This is a genomic window from Agromyces molybdatiresistens, assembly GCF_052748445.2.
This window is the reverse complement of record NZ_CM188258.1, coordinates 2565763-2586941: the sequence shown is the minus strand read 5'-3', so window position 1 is coordinate 2586941 and position 21179 is coordinate 2565763. Positions and strand designations below refer to the sequence as shown.

Genomic DNA, 21179 nt, shown 5'->3' with positions numbered 1-21179 from the left:
GCACGCCCTCGGCTCAGCGGTGTGCGCCGCGGACCCAGGCCTCGACCTCATCGGCCGTGCGCGGGATGCCGGCGGAGAGGTTCTCGGCGCCGTCGGCGGTGACGAGGATGTCGTCCTCGATGCGAACACCGATGCCTCGGAACTCCTCGGGTACCGTGAGGTCGTCGGCCTGGAAGTAGAGGCCCGGCTCGATCGTGAAGACCATGCCCGCTTCGAGCACGCCGTCCATGTACATCGAGCGACGCGCCTGCGCGCAGTCGTGCACGTCGAGGCCGAGGTGGTGGCTCGTGCCGTGCACCATGTACCGGCGGTGGAACTGGTTCTCGGGCTGCAGCGACTCCTCGGCCGAGACGGGGAGGAATCCCCACTCGGCGGTGCGCTTCGCGATGACCTCCATCGCGGCGGCGTGGATCTCGCGGAAGACGATGCCGGGTCGCACGATGCGGAACGCGGCATCCGCGGCCTCGAGCACGGCCTCGTACACCTGGCGCTGCACGGGCGAGAAGGTGCCGTTCACCGGGAACGTCCGCGTGATGTCGGCCGTGTAGTAGCTGTCCATCTCCACGCCCGCATCGAGCAGCACGAGGTCGCCGGGCACGACCGGACCGTCGTTGCGCGTCCAGTGCAGGATGGTCGCGTGCGGGCCTGCCGCGGCGATCGAGGCGTAGCCGACGTCGTTGCCGTCGAGGCGCGCGCGGGTGGCGAACACGCCCTCGATGACGCGCTCGCCGCGAACCTCGCTCGTGATCCGGGGCAGCTCGGCGAGCACCTCGGCGAAGCCGCGCTCGGTCGCGTCGACCGCGGCGCGGAGCTCGGCGACCTCGAAGTCGTCCTTGACGAGCCGAAGCTCGGAGAGCACGCGCGCGAGCTCGGCGTCGGGCTCGTGCTCGGCGTTCACCTCGAGGCTGAACGGCGCGTCCGACGCGTTGGTCGACAGCGCCTCCTCGGCGGCGAAGCGCAGGCGCGCGTGGTCGATGCGCTCCGTGATCGCGGCGTCGGCCTCGCGCACGACGAGCGTCGCCGTGTCGACGGCGTTCACGACCGCGTCGAAGTCGGCGATGCCGCGCGTGCCGAGCTGCAGGTCGGCCGCGACGTGCGCGAGCGACGGCCGCGGTCCGATCCAGAACTCGCCGATCGCGGGGTTGGCGTAGAACTCCTCGCTGTCGCGCCCCGCGCGCTCGCGGAAGTAGACGGTCGCCTCGTGCCCGGCGTCGCCGGCCGGCTCCAGCACGAGCACCGCGCCGGGCTCGGAGTCCGAGCCCCAGCCGGTGAGGTGCGCGAAGGCGGAGTGCGCCCGGAACGGGTAGTCGGTGTCGTTCGCGCGCTGCTTCATGTCGCCCGCGGGGATCACGAGCCGCTGGCCGGGGAACTCGGCGGAGACCTTCGCACGTCGGGCCGCCGCGTGGGCGGCCTGCGGACGCGCGTCGGGCAGGCGCTCGTCGCGCTCGGCCCAACCGCCGCCGATGAAGTCCTTGAAGCCCTGCGATTCGGGAGTGGTCGAACGGTTCGCGTTCCGGCCGGTCTCCTCTGCGGTGGTCTCGTCGGTCGCGGCCTCATGGGCCGTCACGGTCGCGTCGCCGGTGTTCGTCATGGGCTCCATTCTCGCACCGGGCCGGCGGTGCCGGGAGCGACGGGGGATCAGCCCCCGGCGCGGGAGAGCGTCGCGACGATCGGACGGTGGTCGCTGCCCGAGTCGTCGAGCGCGTCGAGCACGCGGAACGACTCCACCGCCCAGGACGGGGTCGCGAGCACGTGGTCGATGGGGCTGCCGAAGAGCTCCGGAAGCGTGGTCGGCCAGGTGCCGAGCCCGCCCGCGCCGCCGGCGACCGCGGCATCCGCGCACCGGCCGAGGTCGCCGCCGTCGACGCCGCGCCCGGCGAAGTGGTCGACCGTGGCGTTGAAGTCGCCCGCCATGATGACGTCGTCGGCCGCGCACTGCTCGGCGAGCCAGTCGAGGTCGCTCCGCCAGTTGCGCAGCTCCCACCGGATCGGCGCGACCGCGTGCACCGCCACGATCCGGGGGCCGTCGCCGTCGACCGGTTCGGCGACGACGCTCGGCAGCGTGTTGGTGTTGCCCGGCGGGCCGGGCCACGGGTCGTTCACGACCTCGTAGTCGCCCAGGTCGGGAGAGATGAGGATCGTCGTCGAGCGCGCCTTGGCGATCTCGTCGAAGAGCTGCGTGTGCACCCACATCGGCCGGCCGCCCTCGCGCATCGCGATCGCGACCTCCTCGCCGAGCGGGGCGGTCGTCTCGGGCAGCGCGACCACGTCAGCCCCCTGCTCGAGTGCGAGGCTCGCGATCGTCGATGCGTCGGGCACCTCGCCGAGCGTGTTCCACGAGAGGACCGTGACCGATTCGGACGTCGCTGCGGACTCGCTCCCGGCGAGGCCGCGGGTCGCGAGGATGCCGAGGTTGCCCACGGCGAACAGCACGAGGACGGCGGCGAGCGCGCCGATCAGCCGGCGCCCGGGACCGAGCAGCAGCCCGATCGCGAGGAGGGCCGCGAGCAGCCCCGCGCCGGCGGCGGCCACGCCCCGCAGCGCGACGACGTGCGCCGCGATCCACTGGTTCTGCAGGCCGAACGCCTGCGGCCACAGCAGGATCGCCGCGAGCGCTGCGGTGCCGAGCACGACGGCCCAGCCGAGGATGCGGGGGAGCACCCGACCCAGCGTAGGCGAGCACGTGCGGCTCGGGCATCGCATCCACAGGGCGTCTGCTGGGAGTCCGCGGGGAACCGGCTGATCGCGCCCGCCTACGATGGGGTCATGGCCGACGCTCCGTTCGCCGTCGCAGCTGACCTGCACGCGCACACCACGGTCTCCGACGGCACGGACGCGCCCGCGGAGCTCGTGGCCGCGGCATCCGCTGCCGGCCTCGCGGCGCTCGCGATCACCGACCACGACTCGACCGCCGGCTGGCCGGAGGCGATCGAGACCGCACGTCGGCTCGGCATCGGACTGATCCCGGGCATCGAGCTGTCGACGCGCGAGCAGTTCACCAGCGTGCACGTGCTCGGCTACCTCATCGACCCGACCGACGCGGCGCTGCTGGCCGAGACCGCGCGCATCCGCGACTCCCGCCTCACCCGTGCCGAGGCGATCGTGCGTCGCATCGCCGCCGACTACGACCTCACGTGGGACGACGTGCTCGCGCAGACCAGCGACGGTGCCACGATCGGCCGCCCGCACATCGCCGACGCGCTCGTCGCGCGCGGGCACGCCACGACGCGTTCCGACGCGTTCGCCGGGATCCTCCACTGGCGCTCGGGGTACGCGCAGCCGCACTACGCGCCCGATCCGCTGACGGGCATCCGACTGATCCGCTCCGCGGGCGGCGTGCCGGTGCTCGCGCACCCCGGCACGCGCGGCGCGGAGGACGTCGTGCCCGACCGGCGCCTCGGGAGGTTCGCCGACGCCGGCCTCTTCGGCCTCGAGGTCGACCACCCCGAGAACACGGATGCCGCGAAGCCGCGCCTGCGCGAACTCGCAGGCCGCCACGGGCTCGCCATCACGGGATCGAGCGACTACCACGGGCGCGGCAAGGTCAACCGCCTCGGCCAGTACACGACCTCGCCGGAGATCGTGGCGCGCATCGTCGCCGAGGGCCGGGGGAGCGAGCCGGTCCCGCCGGCCGGCTGAGCCGGGCGGCGGACGCGGAACGGGCCGGATGCCACGCGGCATCCGGCCCGTTCGCGCGTCGTCGTGCGACTCGCGACGCGACGCGTCAGGCGGTGGGCGCCGTCGACGGCGCACCCGTGGCGCTGCCGCCCGAGCGGCCGCCGCGGCGGCGGCGCCGGCGGCGCGGGGCCGCGTTGCCGTCGTGGTGCTCCTTGCCCCTGCCGTCGTGCGTGCCCGCCCCCGGTTCCTTCTCGTGCGGCTCGTCCGAGCCCCCGGCGACGGCCTCGGTCGCCGCGGCGCCCTCGCCGACCGGCCTGCCGGCCCGCGTACGACGGCGCGGGCGCGTGCCGCGATCGCCGGAGGCATCCGCCCGCCCATCGCCCTCGTGACGGCCGGCGGTGCTGGACCGCGACGGCGCAGCGGTCGGCGCGGCCGGCTTCAGGCGGCCCTTCGTGCCCGCGGGGATGTCGAGGTCGGTGAACAGGTGCGGGCTCGACGAGTAGGTCTCGACGGGCTCGGGCTGGCCGAACTCGAGCGCGCGGTTGATGAGCGCCCACTTGTGCAGGTCGTCCCAGTCGACGAAGGTCACGGCGATGCCGGTCTTGCCGGCGCGGCCCGTGCGGCCCGCGCGGTGGAGGTACGCCTTGTCGTCGTCGGGGATGGTGTGGTTGATGACGTGCGTCACGTCGTCGACGTCGATGCCGCGCGCGGCGACATCCGTGGCGATCAGGACGTCCTTCTTGCCGGCCTTGAACGCGGCCATGGCGCGCTCGCGCTGGTCCTGGTTCAGGTCGCCGTGCACGGCCGCGGCGTTGAAGCCGCGGTCGTTGAGCTCCTCCACGAGCTTCGCGGCGGCGCGCTTCGTGCGCGTGAAGATCACGGTCTTGCCGCGGCCCTCGGCCTGCAGGATCCGGGCGATCACCTCGTCCTTGTCGAGCGAGTGCGCACGGTAGACGAGGTGCTTGATGTTCGCCTGCGTGAGCCCCTCGTCGGGATCGGTCGCGCGGATGTGGATGGGTCGGGTCATGAAGCGACGCGCCAGCGCCACGATCGGGCCCGGCATGGTGGCCGAGAACAACATCGTGTGGCGGGTCGGCGGGGTCTGCGAGAACAGCTTCTCGATGTCGGCGAGGAAGCCGAGGTCGAGCATCTTGTCGGCCTCGTCGAGCACCATCTCGGTGACGTTCTTGAGCGAGAGCAGGCGCTGCGAGGCGAGGTCCAGGAGCCGCCCCGGGGTGCCGACGACGATCTGGGCGCCGGCCTTGATCTGCTCGATCTGCCCCTCGTAGGCCTTGCCGCCGTAGATCGAGACGATCTTGGTGGGGCGATTCGAGGTGGCGAGCTCGAGGTCCTCGGTCACCTGCACGCACAGCTCGCGCGTGGGGACCACGACGAGCACCTTGACTCCGGGCTCGGGGTCGTCGCCGAGCCGCTGGATGATCGGCAGGCCGAACCCGAAGGTCTTGCCGGTGCCGGTCTTGGCCTGGCCGATGATGTCCTGCCCCGTGAGGGCGAGGGGGATGGTCTGCTCCTGGATGGGGAAGGCATCGATGATGCCCTTCCCGGCGAGGGCCTCGACGATGTCGGGCGCGATGCCGAGTTCGGTGAACGTGGTCAAATGTCTGCCTGTCCGTGATGCGGATTCCGGGTGCGCCCTGCTCCGATCGACAGGCGCACGGCCGCGGTTCCATCGCCCGCGGCGGCTCCCAGCCTATCCGAGCGCGCTGAGAGGCCCCGGATATGCTGTGCTCGTGGTCAATTGGTCGATGTCGCGCCGTGCCCGCCCGGAGACCCCGAGGCTGCGGCCGAGGGTCGCGCCGACCGACCTCACCCGCATCGACTTCACCGAGTTCACGCCCGAGCCGGTCCCGTTCCTCGGCCAGGCCGCGTACATCCAGCTCGAGTTCTTCGAGAGCCTCGCGAAGGCCGTCGCCACCGCCCCCGACCTCGCCGCGAAGGAGGGGCTGAGCGCCGCGGCCGGTGTCGCGCTGCGCAAGCACCACGAGCTCATCGCCGAACTGCGACGCCTCGGTGCCGAGCCCGCCGAGGTCATGGCGCCGTTCGCGCCCGCCGCCGACCGGTTCCGCCAGGCGACGTCCGGTGCGGACTGGTACGAACTGCTGCTCGGCATCCACATCACGTCGGGGATGCTCGACGACTACTTCATCCGCCTGGCGGCGGGGCTGCCCCACGAGGTCGGCGCGCGCGTGCGCGGCATCCTCGGCGAGTCGCGGTCGGCCGAGGTCATCGAGCGCGAGCTCGAGCAGGCCATCGCGGCCGACCCGACGCTCGACGACCGGCTCGCGCTGTGGGGCCGCAGCCTCGTCGGCGACACGCTCCTCATCGCGCGCTCGGCGGTCCGGCAGGCCGGGTCGGGCGAGCACGGGCCCGACGTCGAGCCGGTCTTCACCGAGCTCATCGCGGCGCACACGCGCCGGATGGACGCGCTCGGCCTCACGGCCTGAGTCGCGGGCGGCGGCCGTCAGCCGCGGGCGAGACCGAACTTCGCGAGGTGGGCGAACGTGCGGGCGTCGTCCTCTTCGCGCCGCCGGCCGATGAGCCAGGCGACGGCGGCAGCGGCCGCGCCGGATGCGACGAGCGCGATCACCCAGATCCACCCGCCGTCCCACGCCATGCCGAGCCACGTGAGGGCGACCCAGACGACGGCGGCGACAGCCGCGCCGACGGCGGGCACGAGCACGACGCCGCGGAACTCGCGCCGCGGAGCGGCGTAGTGCGCCGCGAGGCCGAGGATGGCGCCGCCGAGCGTGATGAAGAGGAGCTCCATCAGCCGACGAAGCCGATCTTGCGCGACTCCTCCGTGCCGATCTCGACATACGCGAGGGCGGCGGAGGGCACCACGTAGACCGTGCCCTTCGAGTCGGTCAGGCGCAGCACGGGCGACTGCCCGCTGAGCGCCGCCGAGACGGCCTGCTCGACCTCCGCCGCCGTCAGCGAGGTGTCGAAACCGAGCTCGCGGGGGGAGTTCTGGATGCCGATGCGAAGGTCCACGGTGCGCCTTTCTGTCGTTGACTCGACCCTACGACACGCGGGGGTGCGGGCCGGACGCGTTCACTGTCGGCGGACACGGATACCGTGGGCCGCATGCCCCGCTCCGCGACCACCGCACCCGCCGTCGTCGACCCGGTGCCGGCGCTCGCGGGGGGCGGCCATTCCGCCGTGTTCGGGGCACCGGGGTCGGGCAAGACGCGGCTCGCGATCGAGCTCGTCGCGCACCGGGTCGAGCACGGGCTCGACCCGGCCGAGGTCCTCGTGCTGTCGGCGACCCGTCGCACCGCGGCGGCCATGCGCGACGCGATCGCGATCCGGCTCGACCGCACGACGCGCGGCGCGCTCGCGCGCACCGCCAGCGCCGTCGCCTACGACCTCGTGCGAGCGCGCACCGGTCGATCGGTGACGCTGCTCACCGGGGCCGAGCACGACCAGGTCATCGGCGAGCTGCTCGAGGCGCAGGCGATCGACGGCGGCGGACCGGAGTGGCCCGAGGCGCTCGCACCCGACGTCCGCGAACTGCGCGGGTTCCGGTCCGAGCTGCGCGACCTCCTGATGCGCGCCGTCGAGCAGGGCATCGGGCCGGAGCAGCTCGCGCACCTCGGCGAGGCGGCGTCGCGTCCGGAGTGGAGCGCGGCCGCGGCGTTCCTCGCCGAGTACGCGGAGGTGAAGGAGCAGCTGCGGCCCACGCAGTTCGACTCGGCCGAGCTCGGCGCGTTCGCCGCGTCGATCGTGCGGCGGAGCCGTCACGACCCCGACGACGCCCTGGCCCTCGGCGCCCTGGCCGGGCTGCGCCTCATCGTGGTCGACGACGCGCAGGAGGCGACCGAGGCGACCGCGGGACTGCTCGGCGCGTTCGCTGCGCGCGGGGTCGAGATCGTGGCCCTCGGCGATCCGGATGTCGCGAGCAACGGGTTCCGCGGCGGTCGCGCCGACCTGCTGGGCTCGCTCGGGCAGGTGCTCGGCGGAGCCGAGGTCCGACGTGTCGTGCTCCCCGTCGTGCACCGCGGCCGGCCGGCGCACCGCGAGCTCCTGGGCCAGGTCACGGCGCACATCGGCGCGGCGCTCGGCGGCAGCCACCGCGCAGCCCGGATCGCCCGCGATCCGGCCGACGGCGCCACGGACGACGACCCGCTCGAGGCGGTCGTCGGCATCGAGGCGGCCTCGCCGGGGGCGGAGGGCGCGCAGATCGCAGGGCTGCTCCGCGAACGGCACCTGCTCGACGGCATCCCGTGGTCGGCGATGGCCGTCGTCGCGCGATCGGGTTCGGAGCTGCCGTCGCTCGCGCGGGCGCTCGCCGCGGCCGAGGTGCCCGTCTCTGGCGGCATCGTGCGGACGGCGCTCCGCGACGCTCCCGGCTCGGCGGCGCTCCTCGCGGCAGCCGCCGTCGTGCTCGACCTCCGCCCGCTCGATGCCGAGGCCGCGACCGCGCTGCTGACCGGTCCGCTCGGCCGTCTCGATCGGGTCGGTCTGCGTCGGCTCCGCCTGACCCTGCGCCACGAGGAGCTCGCGTCCGGGGGAGTGCGCAGCGCCGACGAACTGGTCGTCGAGGCGCTCGGCGCAGCCGGCGGGTTCGCGACGATCGACGCGCCGTCCGGTCGCCGCGCCTCGCGCCTCGCGCGACTGCTCGATGCGGCGCGACGCTCGACCGAGCGCGGCGCCACGGTCGAGGAGCTGCTCTGGCTGCTGTGGCACGACAGCGGGCTCGAGGCGGAGTGGGGGGCGCAGGCCGCGGGTTCCGGGGTGCTCGCCGACGAGGCGAATCGCTCGCTCGACGCGGTCGTCGCGCTCTTCGCCGCGGCGCGGCGCTTCGTCGAGCGCGAGCCTGGGGCGCCGGCTCGGCGGTTCGTCGACGAGGTGCTCCAGAACGCGCTGCCCGAGGACTCGCTGGCGCCCGAGCGAGGGTCGGAGGCGGTCGTGCTGGCGACCCCGCCGGCGCTCATCGGGCGGCAGTTCGACGTCGTCGTCGTGGCGGGCCTGCAGGACGGCGTCTGGCCGAACCTCCGGCCGCGCGGCACCCTGCTGCACGCCGGGGAGCTCGCCCGAGCGGCCGAGGCGGCGCGTTCGGGCCGGGCGGTCGGCGAGACCGAGCCGCCCGCCGCGGTGCGCGCCGCGGTGCGGGCCGACGAGCTGCGACTGTTCGCACTCGCGGTCTCGCGCGCGGCACGACAGGTGGTGCTGACCTGCACGTCGAACGACGACGAGCAGCCCTCGGTGCTCATGGGCCTCGCGCCGGCGCGCCTTCCGTCTCGTCGTCGCCGACCGCTGCACCTGCGCGGCATGGTCGGCGCGCTGCGCCGCGATGCCGGCGCGGGCGACCGGGAGGCCGCGGCGGCGATCGCGCTGCTCGCCGAGCAGGGCGTGCCCGGCGCCCACCCCGACGAGTGGTACGGCATGGCCGAGCCGACGACGACGGCTCCGCTCGTCGATCTCGACGGCGACCCGGAGGCGCTGGTGCCGGTCTCGCCGTCGCAGATCGACCGCGTGGAGGAGAGTCCGCTCGGCTGGTTCATCGATCACGTGGCGCAGCCGCCATCGGGGCTCGCCGCCTCGATCGGCACGATCGTCCACGCGGTCGTCGAGGAGGCGGCGCAGCGACCCGGTGACGTCGACGTCGAGACGCTGTGGGCGTCGGTCGAGCGCCGGTGGCGCGACCTGCGATTCGAGGCGGGTTGGGTCGCCGAGCGCGAACGACGCGGTGCCCGGGCGATGACCGAGGGGGCGGCCGACTACCTCCGCAACGCCCGCGACGACGGGGTGGTGGTGCTCGGCGCCGAAGGGCGCTTCACGCTCGTCAGCGGTCGCGTCCGCATCACGGGCACCATCGACCGGGTCGAGGCCTCGCCCGACGGCACGACCGTGATCGTCGACCTGAAGACCGGGCGCACTCCGCCCACCGCGGCGAAGACGGCCGAGCACCCGCAGCTCGCGGCGTACCAGCTCGCTGCGCGCGCCGGCGCACTGCCGAACGAGGGCCGCCTCGGCGGCGCGAAGCTCGTCTACGTCGCCCGCCCGGTCGGCGGCCGGCTCTACACCGAGCGCGCGCAGCAGCCGTTCGACGACGAGGCCGAGGCGGCGTTCCGCGCGCGGCTCGAGGAGGTGGCCCGCGTGATGGCCGGAGCCCGGTTCGACTCGCCCGTGGAGTTCGCGCACGGGTCGCGATTCGGCGACTGGCAGTACCGCGTCCACCTCGTGCCGGCGGTGAGCGCGTGAGCGCCGCCCGCATCGGCGCCGACGAGATCGCCGCCCGGCTGGGCCTGCACGCGCCGACGCCCGAGCAGCGCGCGGTGATCGAGGCCGACCCGCGCGGGCGCAGCATCGTCGTCGCCGGCGCGGGAAGCGGCAAGACCGAGACGATGGCGAACCGGGTGGTGTGGCTGCTCGCCAACGGCGCCGTCGGTGTGCCCGAGGTGCTCGGCCTGACGTTCACCCGGAAGGCCGCGGGCGAGCTCGCCGAGCGCGTGCGCGAGCGCGTCGCACAGCTCGTCGCCGAGGGCATCGCCGACGTGCGGCTCGATCCGCTCGAGTCGGCGGCGGTCTTCACGTACAACGCCTTCGCCGGGGCCATCTACCGCGAGCACGCACTGCGCATCGGGCGCGAGCCCGACGCGTCGATCCTCGGCGAGGCGGCCGCATGGCAGCTCGCGCGCGGCATCGTGTCGGCCGCCGCCGACCCGCGGCTCGTCGAGCTCGACGCCTCGCTCGATCGGGTCACGGGCGCCGTGCTCTCGCTGAGCCGGGCCCTCGCCGAGAACGTGACCGACAGCCGCGACGTGCACGCGTTCGCGCGCGAGTTCCTCGCCATGCACGACCTGCCGATCGAGGCGCCGCGCAAGCGGACGCCGTTCGACAGCTTCGTGTCGGCCCTCGGCGTCGTCGAGGCGCTGCCCCCGCTGCTCGAGCTCGCCGACGCGTACGCCGCCGAGAAGCAGCGCCGCGGCGTCGTCGAGTTCTCCGACCAGGTGGCGCTCGCGCTCCGGATCTGCACGGCGCACCCCGAGGTCGCCGACGAGCACCGCGAACGCTACGCGACCGTCCTCCTCGACGAGTACCAGGACACCAGCGTCGTCCAGACGCGCCTGCTCTCGACGCTGTTCCGCGACCATGCGGTCATGGCGGTCGGCGACCCCGACCAGTCGATCTACGGATGGCGCGGGGCGAGCGCCGCCAACCTGGCGCGCTTCGGCCGCGACTTCTCCGAGTCGGGCGAGGCGACCGCGTACGACCTCTCCACGAGCTGGCGGAACCCGGTGGTGGTGCTCGAGGCCGCCAACGCGCTCATCGCGCCGCTCGACGGCGGCATCCCGAAGGCACCGCTGCGGCCGTCGCCGTTCGCCGGCGCGGGCAGGCTCGACGTGTCCTGGTCCGAGACGATCGACGGGGAGGCGGCGTCGGTCGCCGACTGGCTCGCCGAGCGGATGCGACCCGGCGGGCGGACCGGCGCGCTCCTCTGCCGGACCTTCGCCCACGTCGACCTCTTCGCGACGGCGCTCCGCGACCGGGGGGTTCCGGTGCACGTCCTCGGCGTCGCGGGCCTGCTCGACCAGCCCGTCATCGCCGACCTGGTCTGCGCGCTCCGGGTCGTGCACGACCCGACCGCCGGATCGGAGCTCCTGCGGCTGCTCGGCGGCGCGCGCTGGCGCATCGGGCCGGCCGACCTCGCCGCGCTCGGTGTGCTCGGCAAGTGGCTGGCCGACCGCGACCTGTCGACGCGTCGACTCGCCGACGAGGTGCGCCGCGGCATCCGCGGTTCGATCGCCCCCGACGAGTCGCCGTCGATCGTCGACGCGCTCGACTTCGTCCTCACGGCGCCCGACGACCATCGCGCGCTCGCCGGGCTGAGCGAGGAGGGTCTCTCGCGCATGAGGCGTGCGGGCGCGCAGCTGCAGTCGCTGCGGCGCCGCGCCGGGCTCGGACTCGTCGACTTCGTGTCGCTCGTCCAGCAGGAGTTCCTGCTGGACATCGAGGTCGCGGCGAACCCGGCGCAGCCGCTCGGCGCGGCGAGCCTGGAGTCGTTCGACGACCTCGTGGCGAGCTTCGTCGACTCCGCCGAGCAGCCGACGCTCGGCGCGTTCCTCGGCTGGCTGACCGAGGCGGAGCAGCGGGATCGGCTGAGCCCCCGGCAGGACGAGCCCGAGCCGGGCGCCGTGCAGGTGCTCTCCATCCACGGTTCGAAGGGGCTCGAGTGGGACGTGGTCGCGATCCCGCGCATGGTCGACGACGAGCTTCCGTCGAAGCCGCGGAGCAATCGCGGATGGCTCGCCTTCGGCGTGCTGCCCGACGAGTTCCGCGGCGACGCCGACGAGATCCCCCAGCTGATGTGGCGGGGCGTGCAGAGCCAGGCCGAGTTCGACGAGGCCGTCAGGGCGTATGCCGACGAGAACCGCGAGCGCCACGCCGAGGAGGAGCGCCGGCTCGCCTACGTGGGGCTCACCCGAGCGCGCTCGGAGCTGCTGCTCTCGGGATCGTGGTGGGCGACGCAGCGCGCGCCGCGCGCGCCGAGCCCGTTCCTGCGCGAACTCGTCGTCGCTGGGATCGTCGACGCGGCGGCCCTGCCCTCGACGCCGGTCGAGGCCGAGAACCCGCGCTCAGCCGAGGCCGCCCGGGTGAGCTGGCCGCTCGACCCGCTCGGTGCCCGCCGGCCCGCCGTGGTGCGCGCCGCGGATGCGGTCCGCGAGGCGGCGTCGATGCCGTCCGGCACGGGGATCGGCCCGGCGCTCGCGGACGAGCTGCGGATGCTGCTCGAGGAACGCCGGCGCCGGGGCGAGTCGCGAGGGGGAGCGGGCGTGCCCGTCCGCGTGCCCGCGTCGCGGTTCAAGGACTACGTCGACGACCCCGACGCCGTCGCGGCCGAACTCGCCCGTCCGATGCCGCAGCGCCCCTACCGGGCGACGCGGATCGGCACGCTCTTCCACGCCTGGGTCGAGGAGCGCTCCGGTGGTTCCTCACCTCGCCCTGCGGGGCCGAGCTCCGCGCAGGGCGCCCTCGGTGGGTCAACCGACCTCGATGCGCTGGATTTCGAGCTCGACGACGCGCGCGGTGCCGACACGGCGGTCGACGATCCGGTGGAGGCTCGCCTCGAACGCCTGCGGGCGACGTTCGCCGCGTCGGAGTGGGGCGACCTGCGGCCCGTCGCCGTCGAGCTCGAGCTGCACCTGCCGCTCGACGAGCAGGTGTTCGTCTGCAAGCTCGATGCCGTCTACGATGTCGAGCCCGGCTCGGAGCTCGGGCGCCGCGGCATCCGTGCGCAGGTCGTCGACTGGAAGACGGGCGGCGCCCCGCGCGACGCCCGCGAACTCGAGCTGCGGCAGACGCAGCTCGCGCTGTACCGCCTCGCGTACGCGCGGTGGTCCGGGCTGGCGCCGGAGCAGATCGACGCGGTCTTCTACTACGTCGAGGACGACCTCGTGCTCCGGCCGGACGAGCTCTACGACGAGGCCGCGCTCCGGCGGGCCTGGGCCGGGGTCACCGCCGGCTCGGGCACGTCGACCGCCGACGGAGCGGCCGGCGGCGAGACCTCGGCCGTTCCCGAGGAGGTGCGCACGGCGATCTCGCCCGGTTGAGCTGCGCGGAGCGCCCGAGGAGGGAGGAGCGGAGCCGAGGCGGCCGACGAGACGCGACGGGCGTGCGAGGGCAGCCGACGAGGCGCGAGCAGCCTTCGCTACGCGGACGGCCCGTGCGTTCCCGTTCCCCGGGCGGCCCTCGCGGCATCGGCCGACGCATCATCCGACTGCGGCGACGCGTCGCCCCAGTCGCTGAGATCGAGCGGGATCGGTGCCGTCAGGCCGAGGTCGCGCTCGTCATCGCCCGAGCCGTTGCGGCCATCCTCGACGTGCCGACGCAGCTCGGAGACGTCGTAGCTGTCGGTCAGCATCGTCGCGCCCGACTCGCGGGGGACGTGATCGCGCGGCGTCCGGTCGAGCATGCGCTCGACGTCGGCCACCGCGAGCACCGGGCCGGTGTCGGTCGTGAGCGATTCCGACGAGTGGTCGTGAACGCTCGCCACGAGCCCGTCGAGGAGCCCCACGGCATCCTCGATCACCTCGTCGTCGTGCGTGTCGATGCCGTGCAGGAGCCAGCGGGCGAGCTCGAGTTCGCCGTAGAGGAGTGCCCGGCGGGCGAGCTCCGCGTCGGCACCGCCCGCGCGCGCCTCGAGGTAGGCAGCGAGGGTGCGCTCGGCCGACATGCCCGTCGACGTGAGGACCCAGTGGAGGTCGTGAGCGGGGTCGTCGTGGGCGAGGCCCGACCAGCCGATGACGCCGGTCACCCGGTCGCCCTCGACGAGGAACGAGTCGGCGCCGAGCTGTCCGTTCACGACGGTCGGCGCGAAGCGCCAGAGCGTGTCATCGTCGGTCGCCTCTTCCCAGCGGCGCACGAGCGCAGCCGGCAGCCGGCCGGTGTCGGAGGCGCGGTCGATGACCGCGACCGCGGCCTCGCGCGCCCCGGCCGCCGTGCGGCGGGGGAGCCCCGCGTCGCCGATGAATCCCGAGGGGAGCGCGTGGACGGCGGCGATCGCGCGCCCGACGTCGGCCGCGAGCTCGGGTGATCCCGTGAGCTCCTCGGCGGTGCGCCCCGCTCCGGGGATGAACTCGGTCACGACCGCTCGGGTCGGGCCGATCGGCGCCTGGCCGACGAACTGCGGCACCGCGAAGGGCAGCCGCGAGCGGATGCCGGGCGTGAGCGCCCGCAGCGCGACGAGGTCGGCCGACTGCTCGGACTCGGCCGTCTGCGACCGCGGTGCGCGGATCAGCAGGTGCCGACCGTCGGTGGAGTGGAGCTCGACGGCATCGAACGCCCCGCCCGCTCCGCGGGAGTGCGCCCGGGCCGCCCGCACCTCGAGTCCGGCCACCGCGGCCGTGGCCAACGCGGCTAGAGTGAGTGGGGGTCTGGCCATGGCACACAGCCTAAGCAGGTCATCCGGCATGCCCGGGACCGCCACGCCTTCCCGACGACTCCGGCTCCGACGAGAGGTGCACCGTGCTCCAGCCCGACGTGCCGAACCCGGCCGGCGCATCGCAGGCCGCGACCCCGCCGCCGCTCGCACGCGAGCACCTCGACCGCGACGCCGTGACGCGAACGCTCGAGGGTCGTGCCGAGGCGTTCGACGCCGACCCGAACGCGCGGGTGCTCGCCGTTCACTCGGGCCGGGTGCTGCTCGCCGAGTCCATGGCCGGCGACCGTGCGCCGCGGCTCGAGCTGCGGCATCCGTCGATGCTGCCCGAGCCCGAGGTGCGGTGCTACCTGGGGCGCACGCTCGATGCGGGGGCGGATGCCGCGGGGGCGGCCGTTCCCGCCGGAAGCCCGATCGAGGCCTGGATCTACGAGGCGGCCGCTGCCGAGTCGATCGCCGACGAGGCCCGCTGGGTCGGGCTCAGGCGGGTCGCGACCGGGCTCGACGACCGCGACGCCGGGCTGGCACTCGAGGCCGTCGCGCTCGCGAACTGGCACGCCACGCACCGGTTCTGCCCCGCATGCGGGAGCCCGACCGAGGTCGTGAGCTCGGGTTGGGCGCGGCGATGCCTCGAGGAGGACCGCCTGCGTTTCCCGCGCACCGACCCGGCCGTGATCGTGCTCGTGACCGACGACGAGGACCGCGTGCTGCTCGGCTCGAACGCGATGTGGGAGCAGGACCGGTTCTCGGTGCTGGCCGGCTTCGTCGAGCCCGGCGAGTCGCTCGAGGCCGCCGTCGTCCGCGAACTCGTCGAGGAGACCGGGCTCGCGGTCGACCGGGTCGAGTACCTCGGGTCGCAGCCGTGGCCGTTCCCGGCGAGCCTCATGTGCGCGTACCGCGCGCGCGTCGTGCACGGTGCATCGACCGTGCCGGTGCCCGACGGCGAGGAGATCCTCGAACTCCGCTGGTTCGACCGCGACGAGCTCCGCGACGCGCTCGGCCGCGTCGCCCTGCCCGGAGAGACCTCGATCGCGCGCTGGATGCTGGAGGAGTGGTACGGCGGACCGCTCGCCTCGTCGATGCCGTGGTCGACGTCGTGACGGGCGACCCGCTCCTCACCGCGCTCGACGACGAGCAACGCGTCGCCGCCGAGGCACTGATCGGCCCCGTGTGCGTGCTCGCCGGCGCCGGCACGGGCAAGACGCGTGCGATCACGCATCGCATCGCGTACGGCGTGGCCTCCGGCTCGTACGATCCCGCACGCGTCATGGCGCTCACCTTCACCTCGCGCGCGGCCGCGGAACTCCGCACCCGGCTCCGCGCGCTCGGTGCCGGTGCCGTCGCCGCCCGCACGTTCCATGCGGCGGCGCTCGCCCAGCTGAACCACTTCTGGCCCATCGTCGTCGGCGGCCCCGCGCCGCGCGTGCTCGAGTTCAAGGGCCGACTGCTCGGGCTCGCGGCCGAGCGCTGCCGGGTGAAGGTCGACACCGCGACGCTCCGCGACGTCGCGGCCGAGATCGAATGGCGCAAGGTCGGGCTCGTCGGCATGGACGACTTCCGCGTCCGGCTCGCGTCCCGCGGCGCGCCCGGCGCGCTCACCGCCGAGCAGATGCTCGCGCTCGTCGAGGCGTACGAGGAGCTCAAGGACGAGCGCCGCGCGATGGACTTCGAGGACGTGCTGCTCGCGACCGCGGGCATGATCGAGTCGGAGCCGGCGGTCGCGATGCAGGTGCGCGAGGCGTACCGCCACTTCGTCATCGACGAGTACCAGGACGTCTCGCCCGCGCAGGAGCACCTCCTCGACCAGTGGCTCGGGGGCCGGCGCGACGTGTGCGTGGTCGGCGACGCGAGCCAGACCATCTACTCCTTCGCCGGCGCGAGCGCCGAGTTCCTCCTCGGCTTCGAGCGCAGGTACCCGGATGCCACGATCGTCCGACTCGAGCGCAACTACCGGTCGACGCCGGAGATCGTCGAGGTCGCGAACCGGCTCATGCGCGGCCGGCCCGGCGCCCTGCGGCTCGAGGCCGCCGCGCCCGACGGCGGCGACCCGGCGGCATCCGCGGAACCCACTGAGGGCGGGAGGCCGGGCTCGACGCCCGGCGACGCCGGGACCGCCGGGCCCACCGGGCCGGCCGGGCCGGCCGGCACGGCCGACCGACAGGCCGCCCGCGTGCCGCACGGGCCCGCGCCCGTCGTGCTCGAGTTCCCCGACGAGCTCGCGGAGGCGCGCGGCGTCGCAACGCGCATCCGGCAGCGCATCGATGCGGGTGTTCCCCCCGAGACCATCGCGGTGCTCCTCCGCGTGAACTCGCAGTCCGCGCTGTTCGAGCAGGCGCTCGGCGACGTCGGCGTGCCCGTGCGGGTGCGCGGTGCGCAGCGCTTCTTCGACCGCCCCGAGGTGCGCGAGGCGGTGCACGCGATCCGCGCCGCGGCGCTCGCGATCGCCGACGAGCCGCTGTTCAAGTCGGTGAGCGACGTGCTGCGTTCCCTCGGCTGGACCGTGGAGCCGCCGGCCGGCCCGGGCGCGGTGCGCGACCGATGGGAGTCGCTCAACGCGATCGCGCGACTCGTCGACGACCAGCCCGCGGGCACCACGTTCCGCGCGTTCGCCGACGATCTCCGCACCCGCGCCGAGACCCACCACGAGCCGGCGGTCGCCGCGGTCACGATCGCGACCCTGCACTCCGCGAAGGGCCTCGAGTGGGACGAGGTGCACCTGCCCGGGCTGGCCGAGGGCATGCTGCCCATCGCCTACGCGAACGGGCTCGACGCGATCGACGAGGAGCGCCGGTTGCTCTACGTCGGCATCACGCGGGCACGGCGACGGCTGACGCTGAGCTTCGCGAGGTGGGCTGCCGGTCGCCGAGCCGAACGGGAGCCGTCGCGCTTCCTGCGGGAGCTCGACAGCCGCAGTCCGGGTGCATCCCGACCGGCGCCGGCCGCGGGAGCGCCCGCCCGGGCGCGTCGCTGACCACGACGGTCGCGGCGTCGAGCGCCGTCCGTCCGGCGCGCAGCAGGTCGTCGACGACGGATGCCGCGAGCGCGAGCGCCTCGTGGCGAGCCCGCCCGCGGTGCGGCGGTGGCGGAGCGACGGCGAGCTGAGCGGCGATCGCCGGCCACGCGGCATCCGCATCACGCCGGGCCAGGTGCAGGCAGCGCACGCACGGCCCGCGGCCCGGCCGCACGAACGGCCCGACCTCGGCGCCGCGCTCGTCGAGCACGACGGGGAGATGCGGGACGTCGGCCGCGAGCCACGGCAGGTGGGACGACGGCGGCATGACGCGTGCCGCGACGAGCACCGCGGCATCCGTCTTCTGGGGGTCGGCCTCCGCCGCCGCCACCGGGCGGTGCCCGAGGCGGAGGAGCGCGGTGCCGAGGTCGTCGACGAGCGCCGGGGGCCCGGCGAGGGCGACGACGCCGGACGCCGCGGGGCTGTCGTCGTCGACGAAGGCGGGCTCGAGCCGGTCGAGCAGCGCATCGATGCGTGCGGGGTCGCCGTCGAGGGCCGAGCCGATGACGTGGAGCGTGGCGCGCGACGCGCCCGCGGCGAGCGCCTGCAGCAGGCCCGTCTCGAGCGCGCCGGGCTCGTCGATCAGCGCGGCGGGACGGATGCCGCCGAGCTGGAGGGTGCTCGGCGAGCGCCACACGATGGGAAGCGAGGGGTCCAGTCGCGGCGTCATGCGGGAAGCATGCCGCAGGGGTCGACGGGGCGTCGGCGCGCGTCCACAGGCGCACGGCGACGCGCGCTCAGGGTCGTGACGCCCGCCGGGCGTCGAGGACGCGGAGCGTCGGCGTCAGGACGAGCGCGGGCCGTCGTCGTCGGTTCCGGCCGAGCCCTCCGCGTCGCCCGCATCCGCGCCATCCGCCGAGTCGGAGTCGTCCGCGGCGGGGAAGTCGCCGCGCAGCAGGGCCTCCAACGCCTCGTCGAACTCCGCGTCGGCGTCGCCGCCGGCCTGGCCGCCTGCTGCGAGCCGGGCCGCGAGCGGCGCCGGGTCGTCGAGGTCGGCCGCCGTGGGCAGCAGGTCGGGGTGCGCCCACAGGGCGTCGCGCCGGGCGACGCCGACGGCGTCGGTCACCGCGCGCCACATCGCCGCGGCCTCGCGCATGCGGCGCGGGCGCAGCTCGAGGCCGACGAGGGTGGCGAGCGCGGACTCCGCCGGACCGCCCGTCGCGCGGCGACGTCGGATGGTCTCGGCCACGGCGTCCGACTTCGGCAGCCGCGACGTGGCATCCGCGGTCACGATGTCGACCCAGCCCTCGACCAGCGCCAGCATCGTCTCGAGGCGGTCGAGCGCGGCCTCCTGCTCGGCGCTCTTCGGCCGGAGCAGCGCGCCGTTCGCGACCGCGTCGCGCAGCTCGTCGGTGTTGGACGGGTCGAAGCCCTCGGCGAGCTGCTCGAGGCGTTCGACGTCGACGTCGATGCCGCGCGCGAACGCGGTGATCGCGGTGATCAGGTGCAGCCGAAGCCACCGGGCGTGGCGGAAGAGCCGCGCGTGCGCGAGTTCGCGCACCGCGAGGTAGAGCTCGACCTGGTCGGAGGGGATGTCGAGCCCCTCGCCGAACTCGACCACGTTCTCGGGCAGGAGCGCGGCGCGGCCGTCTTCGAGCAGGGGGAGCCCGACGTCGCCGCCCGAGACGACCTCGGTCGCGAGCTGGCCGACGACCTGGCCGAGCTGCATCGCGAACATCGCGCCGCCGATGCCGCGCATCATGCGGCTCGCGCCCTGCACCATCGATCGGAGCTCCTCGGGAGCCTGCTCGCTCATCACGCGGGTGAGCGAGTCGGCGATGCTCAGCGCGACCGGCTCGGCGAGCTGGGTCCAGATCGGCATGGTCGCCGCGGCCCACGAGCGGCGGGTGAGCAGTTCGGGCGTACCCGGCAGGGCGGAGATGTCGACCGCCTCGTCGAGCCACAGCGCGGCGAGGTCGAAGGCGCGGTCGAGGCGTTCGGTCTCGGACGACTGGATCTGGCGCTGCCCGGTCGAGGCGCGCTGCTCGGCCTGGCGGAGCGCGAGCGACCAGTCGATGCCCTCCTCCTCGGACCGCTGCATCGCCTGCTGGAGCTGGCTGAACAGTGCCGCGAGGCTCGCGGGATCGTTCGGCAGACCGGCGGCACCGGCGAGCTTCGACGGGTCGATGCCGCCCGATCCGGACAGCAGTTCCCGCAGCATGTCGCGGAACTCGTCCTCGGGGTCGCGGTCGGGCTCCTGGTCGCGTTCGGCCACTCGGGCCACCTCCCTCGCTTCGCGCTCCACGCTACCGCCGCTGGTCTGCGTCCTCGCCGGGAAATGGCCTAGGCTGACCCCTCGGGTGTCCGCCCGTCGCGAACAGCGCCGGGTTCCCCGCGGGCGCTCGGGAAGGACCACGGCGGATGACGCTCTTCGGCGGCCCTGGCGACGATCGACCGGCGCTCGATCGCGTCGAGCCGGCCACGGCGCTGCGTCGCTCGCGGCGCGAGCGCATCGGCTGGGCCGCCATCTCCACCGCGGCCGTCATCGGCGTCGGGCTCGCGCTGCTGCCGACGCCGTACGTCATCCAGCAGGCCGGCCCCGTCTACGACACGCTCGGCACGACCGAGGTCGACGGCGAGGAGGTCCCGCTCATCGAGGTCCCCGGCGAGGAGACCTACCCGACGGACGGATCGCTCGACCTGCTGACGGTGTCCGCGATCGGTCGGCCCGGCCGCACGCCCGGGTGGCTGGATGTCGCGGCCGCCTGGGTCGACCCGCGCCGCGCCGTGCTGCCGATCGAGGTGCTCTACCCGCCCGGCCTCAGCAGCGAGGACCGCGACGCGGTGAACGAGGCGCAGATGGTCGACTCGCAGCAGGACGCGATCGCGGCGGCGCTCGTCGAGCTCGGCTACGACTTCCCGCGCGACGTGGTCGTGCAGGGCGTCGGCGACGGGACGCCGGCCGACGGCGTGATCGAGGAGGGCGACGTCATCCGCTCGGTCGACGGCACCGAGGTCGACTCGGTCGACGAGCTCCGCGGCGCGCTGAAGGAGCACGGGACCGAGACGCCCGCCGAGATCGGCGTCGTCCGCGACGGGGAGGAGCTCACCGTCGAGGCGACGCCCGTCGCGAACGGCGACAACGCCGTGCTCGGCGTCGGGGTGCGGATGGAGTACGAGTTCCCGATCGACGTGGAGATCCAGTTGAACGACGTCGGCGGCCCGAGCGCGGGGCTGATGTTCGCGCTCGGCATCGTCGACACCCTCACGCCGGGTGCCATGACCGGCGGCCAGAGCGTCGCGGGGACGGGGACCATCGACCCCGACGGCGCCGTCGGCCCCATCGGCGGCATCCGCCAGAAGCTCTGGGGTGCCCTCGACTCGGGCGCCGACTGGATGCTCGCGCCCGAGAGCAACTGCGACGAGGTGGTCGGCAACGTGCCCGACGGGCTCGAGGTGGTCGCCGTGGCGACGCTCGAGGAGGCCCGCGACGTCATCGAGACGATCGGCGAGGGCGGCGACACGTCCGCCTTCCGCACCTGCGACGTCGTCGTCGGCTGAAGTTCCGCCCCGCGGCATCCGTTCGGTTCGGCGACGGATGCCGGGCACCCGCGTTCGCCCGGAGCGGAGCCGCGCACCCGCCTCGCCAGCAGTTTCATAGTCAGCCGAACGTAGGATGGGAATCCGATCCCGTCCCGACCCCGAATG

Annotated in this window: 14 protein-coding genes; 7 read left to right on the top strand and 7 right to left on the bottom strand. The window is 74.5% G+C overall.

Annotation, left to right across the window (positions count from 1 at the left end):
• Window positions 1–13: 13 nt before the first annotated feature.
• Both ACULK2_RS11830 and ACULK2_RS11825 read right to left on the bottom strand, forming a co-directional pair.
• Window positions 14–1591 carry an aminopeptidase P family protein gene (locus ACULK2_RS11830; RefSeq protein ID WP_445967433.1) on the bottom strand — a complete coding sequence of 526 codons (1578 nt, stop codon included), beginning with the start codon at window positions 1589–1591 and terminating at the stop codon, window positions 14–16.
• 47 nt (window positions 1592–1638) lie between these two features.
• The gene (locus ACULK2_RS11825; protein WP_445967432.1) at window positions 1639–2661 is read right to left on the bottom strand and encodes an endonuclease/exonuclease/phosphatase family protein; all 1023 of its coding nucleotides are present in this window, start codon (window positions 2659–2661) and stop codon (window positions 1639–1641) included.
• 105 nt (window positions 2662–2766) lie between these two features.
• On the opposite strand from ACULK2_RS11825, the gene ACULK2_RS11820 reads away from it, so the two are divergent.
• A complete protein-coding gene (locus tag ACULK2_RS11820; protein WP_445967431.1) occupies window positions 2767–3639 on the top strand; it encodes a PHP domain-containing protein in 873 nt (290 codons plus the stop codon).
• An 85-nt stretch (window positions 3640–3724) separates the two neighbouring features.
• On the opposite strand, the gene ACULK2_RS11815 is transcribed toward ACULK2_RS11820, so the two are convergent.
• A complete protein-coding gene (locus ACULK2_RS11815) occupies window positions 3725–5236 on the bottom strand; it encodes a DEAD/DEAH box helicase (RefSeq protein WP_445967430.1) in 1512 nt (503 codons plus the stop codon).
• 133 nt (window positions 5237–5369) lie between these two features.
• Here ACULK2_RS11815 and ACULK2_RS11810 point away from each other — a divergent pair, with 133 nt between their 5' ends.
• Window positions 5370–6083, top strand: coding sequence for a ferritin-like fold-containing protein (locus ACULK2_RS11810; protein WP_445967429.1), 714 nt, complete (start codon window positions 5370–5372; stop codon window positions 6081–6083).
• A gap of 17 nt (window positions 6084–6100) precedes the next feature.
• Here the strand turns inward: ACULK2_RS11810 and ACULK2_RS11805 are convergent, their stop codons facing one another.
• Together ACULK2_RS11805 and ACULK2_RS11800 are read right to left on the bottom strand one after the other, a co-directional pair.
• Window positions 6101–6406: a hypothetical protein gene (locus ACULK2_RS11805; RefSeq protein WP_445967428.1), complete on the bottom strand. Its 306-nt coding sequence runs from the start codon at window positions 6404–6406 to the stop codon at window positions 6101–6103.
• Window positions 6406–6630, bottom strand: a complete 225-nt coding sequence (locus ACULK2_RS11800; protein WP_445967427.1) for a DUF3107 domain-containing protein — start codon at window positions 6628–6630, stop codon at window positions 6406–6408. Before ACULK2_RS11800 ends, ACULK2_RS11805 begins: the two co-directional genes overlap by 1 nt.
• A gap of 93 nt (window positions 6631–6723) precedes the next feature.
• Here ACULK2_RS11800 and ACULK2_RS11795 point away from each other — a divergent pair, with 93 nt between their 5' ends.
• Complete coding sequence (locus tag ACULK2_RS11795) at window positions 6724–9843, top strand: PD-(D/E)XK nuclease family protein (RefSeq protein WP_445967426.1); 3120 nt, start codon at window positions 6724–6726, stop codon at window positions 9841–9843.
• Entirely contained in the window at window positions 9840–13193 is a 3354-nt protein-coding gene (locus ACULK2_RS11790; protein ID WP_445967425.1) for an ATP-dependent helicase, read from the top strand. The genes ACULK2_RS11795 and ACULK2_RS11790 overlap by 4 nt, the downstream gene beginning before the upstream one ends.
• Window positions 13194–13291: 98 nt before the next feature.
• Here the strand turns inward: ACULK2_RS11790 and ACULK2_RS11785 are convergent, their stop codons facing one another.
• Entirely contained in the window at window positions 13292–14494 is a 1203-nt protein-coding gene (locus ACULK2_RS11785) for a phosphotransferase (protein ID WP_501044925.1), read from the bottom strand.
• Between the two features lie 113 nt (window positions 14495–14607).
• Between ACULK2_RS11785 and nudC the strand changes: the two genes are divergently transcribed.
• On the top strand, window positions 14608–15621 hold the full coding sequence (nudC, locus tag ACULK2_RS11780; RefSeq protein WP_445967423.1) for an NAD(+) diphosphatase: 1014 nt from the start codon (window positions 14608–14610) through the stop codon (window positions 15619–15621).
• Window positions 15573–17492, top strand: a complete 1920-nt coding sequence (locus tag ACULK2_RS11775) for an ATP-dependent helicase (protein WP_445967422.1) — start codon at window positions 15573–15575, stop codon at window positions 17490–17492. The genes nudC and ACULK2_RS11775 overlap by 49 nt, the downstream gene beginning before the upstream one ends.
• Before the next feature lie 823 nt (window positions 17493–18315).
• On the opposite strand, the gene ACULK2_RS11770 is transcribed toward ACULK2_RS11775, so the two are convergent.
• Window positions 18316–19692 (bottom strand): zinc-dependent metalloprotease, encoded by a 1377-nt coding sequence (locus ACULK2_RS11770; RefSeq protein ID WP_445967596.1) that lies wholly within the window; start codon window positions 19690–19692, stop codon window positions 18316–18318.
• Window positions 19693–19892: 200 nt separating this feature from the next.
• Here ACULK2_RS11770 and ACULK2_RS11765 point away from each other — a divergent pair, with 200 nt between their 5' ends.
• Window positions 19893–21032 (top strand): YlbL family protein, encoded by a 1140-nt coding sequence (locus ACULK2_RS11765; RefSeq protein ID WP_445967421.1) that lies wholly within the window; start codon window positions 19893–19895, stop codon window positions 21030–21032.
• Window positions 21033–21179 lie beyond the last annotated feature (147 nt).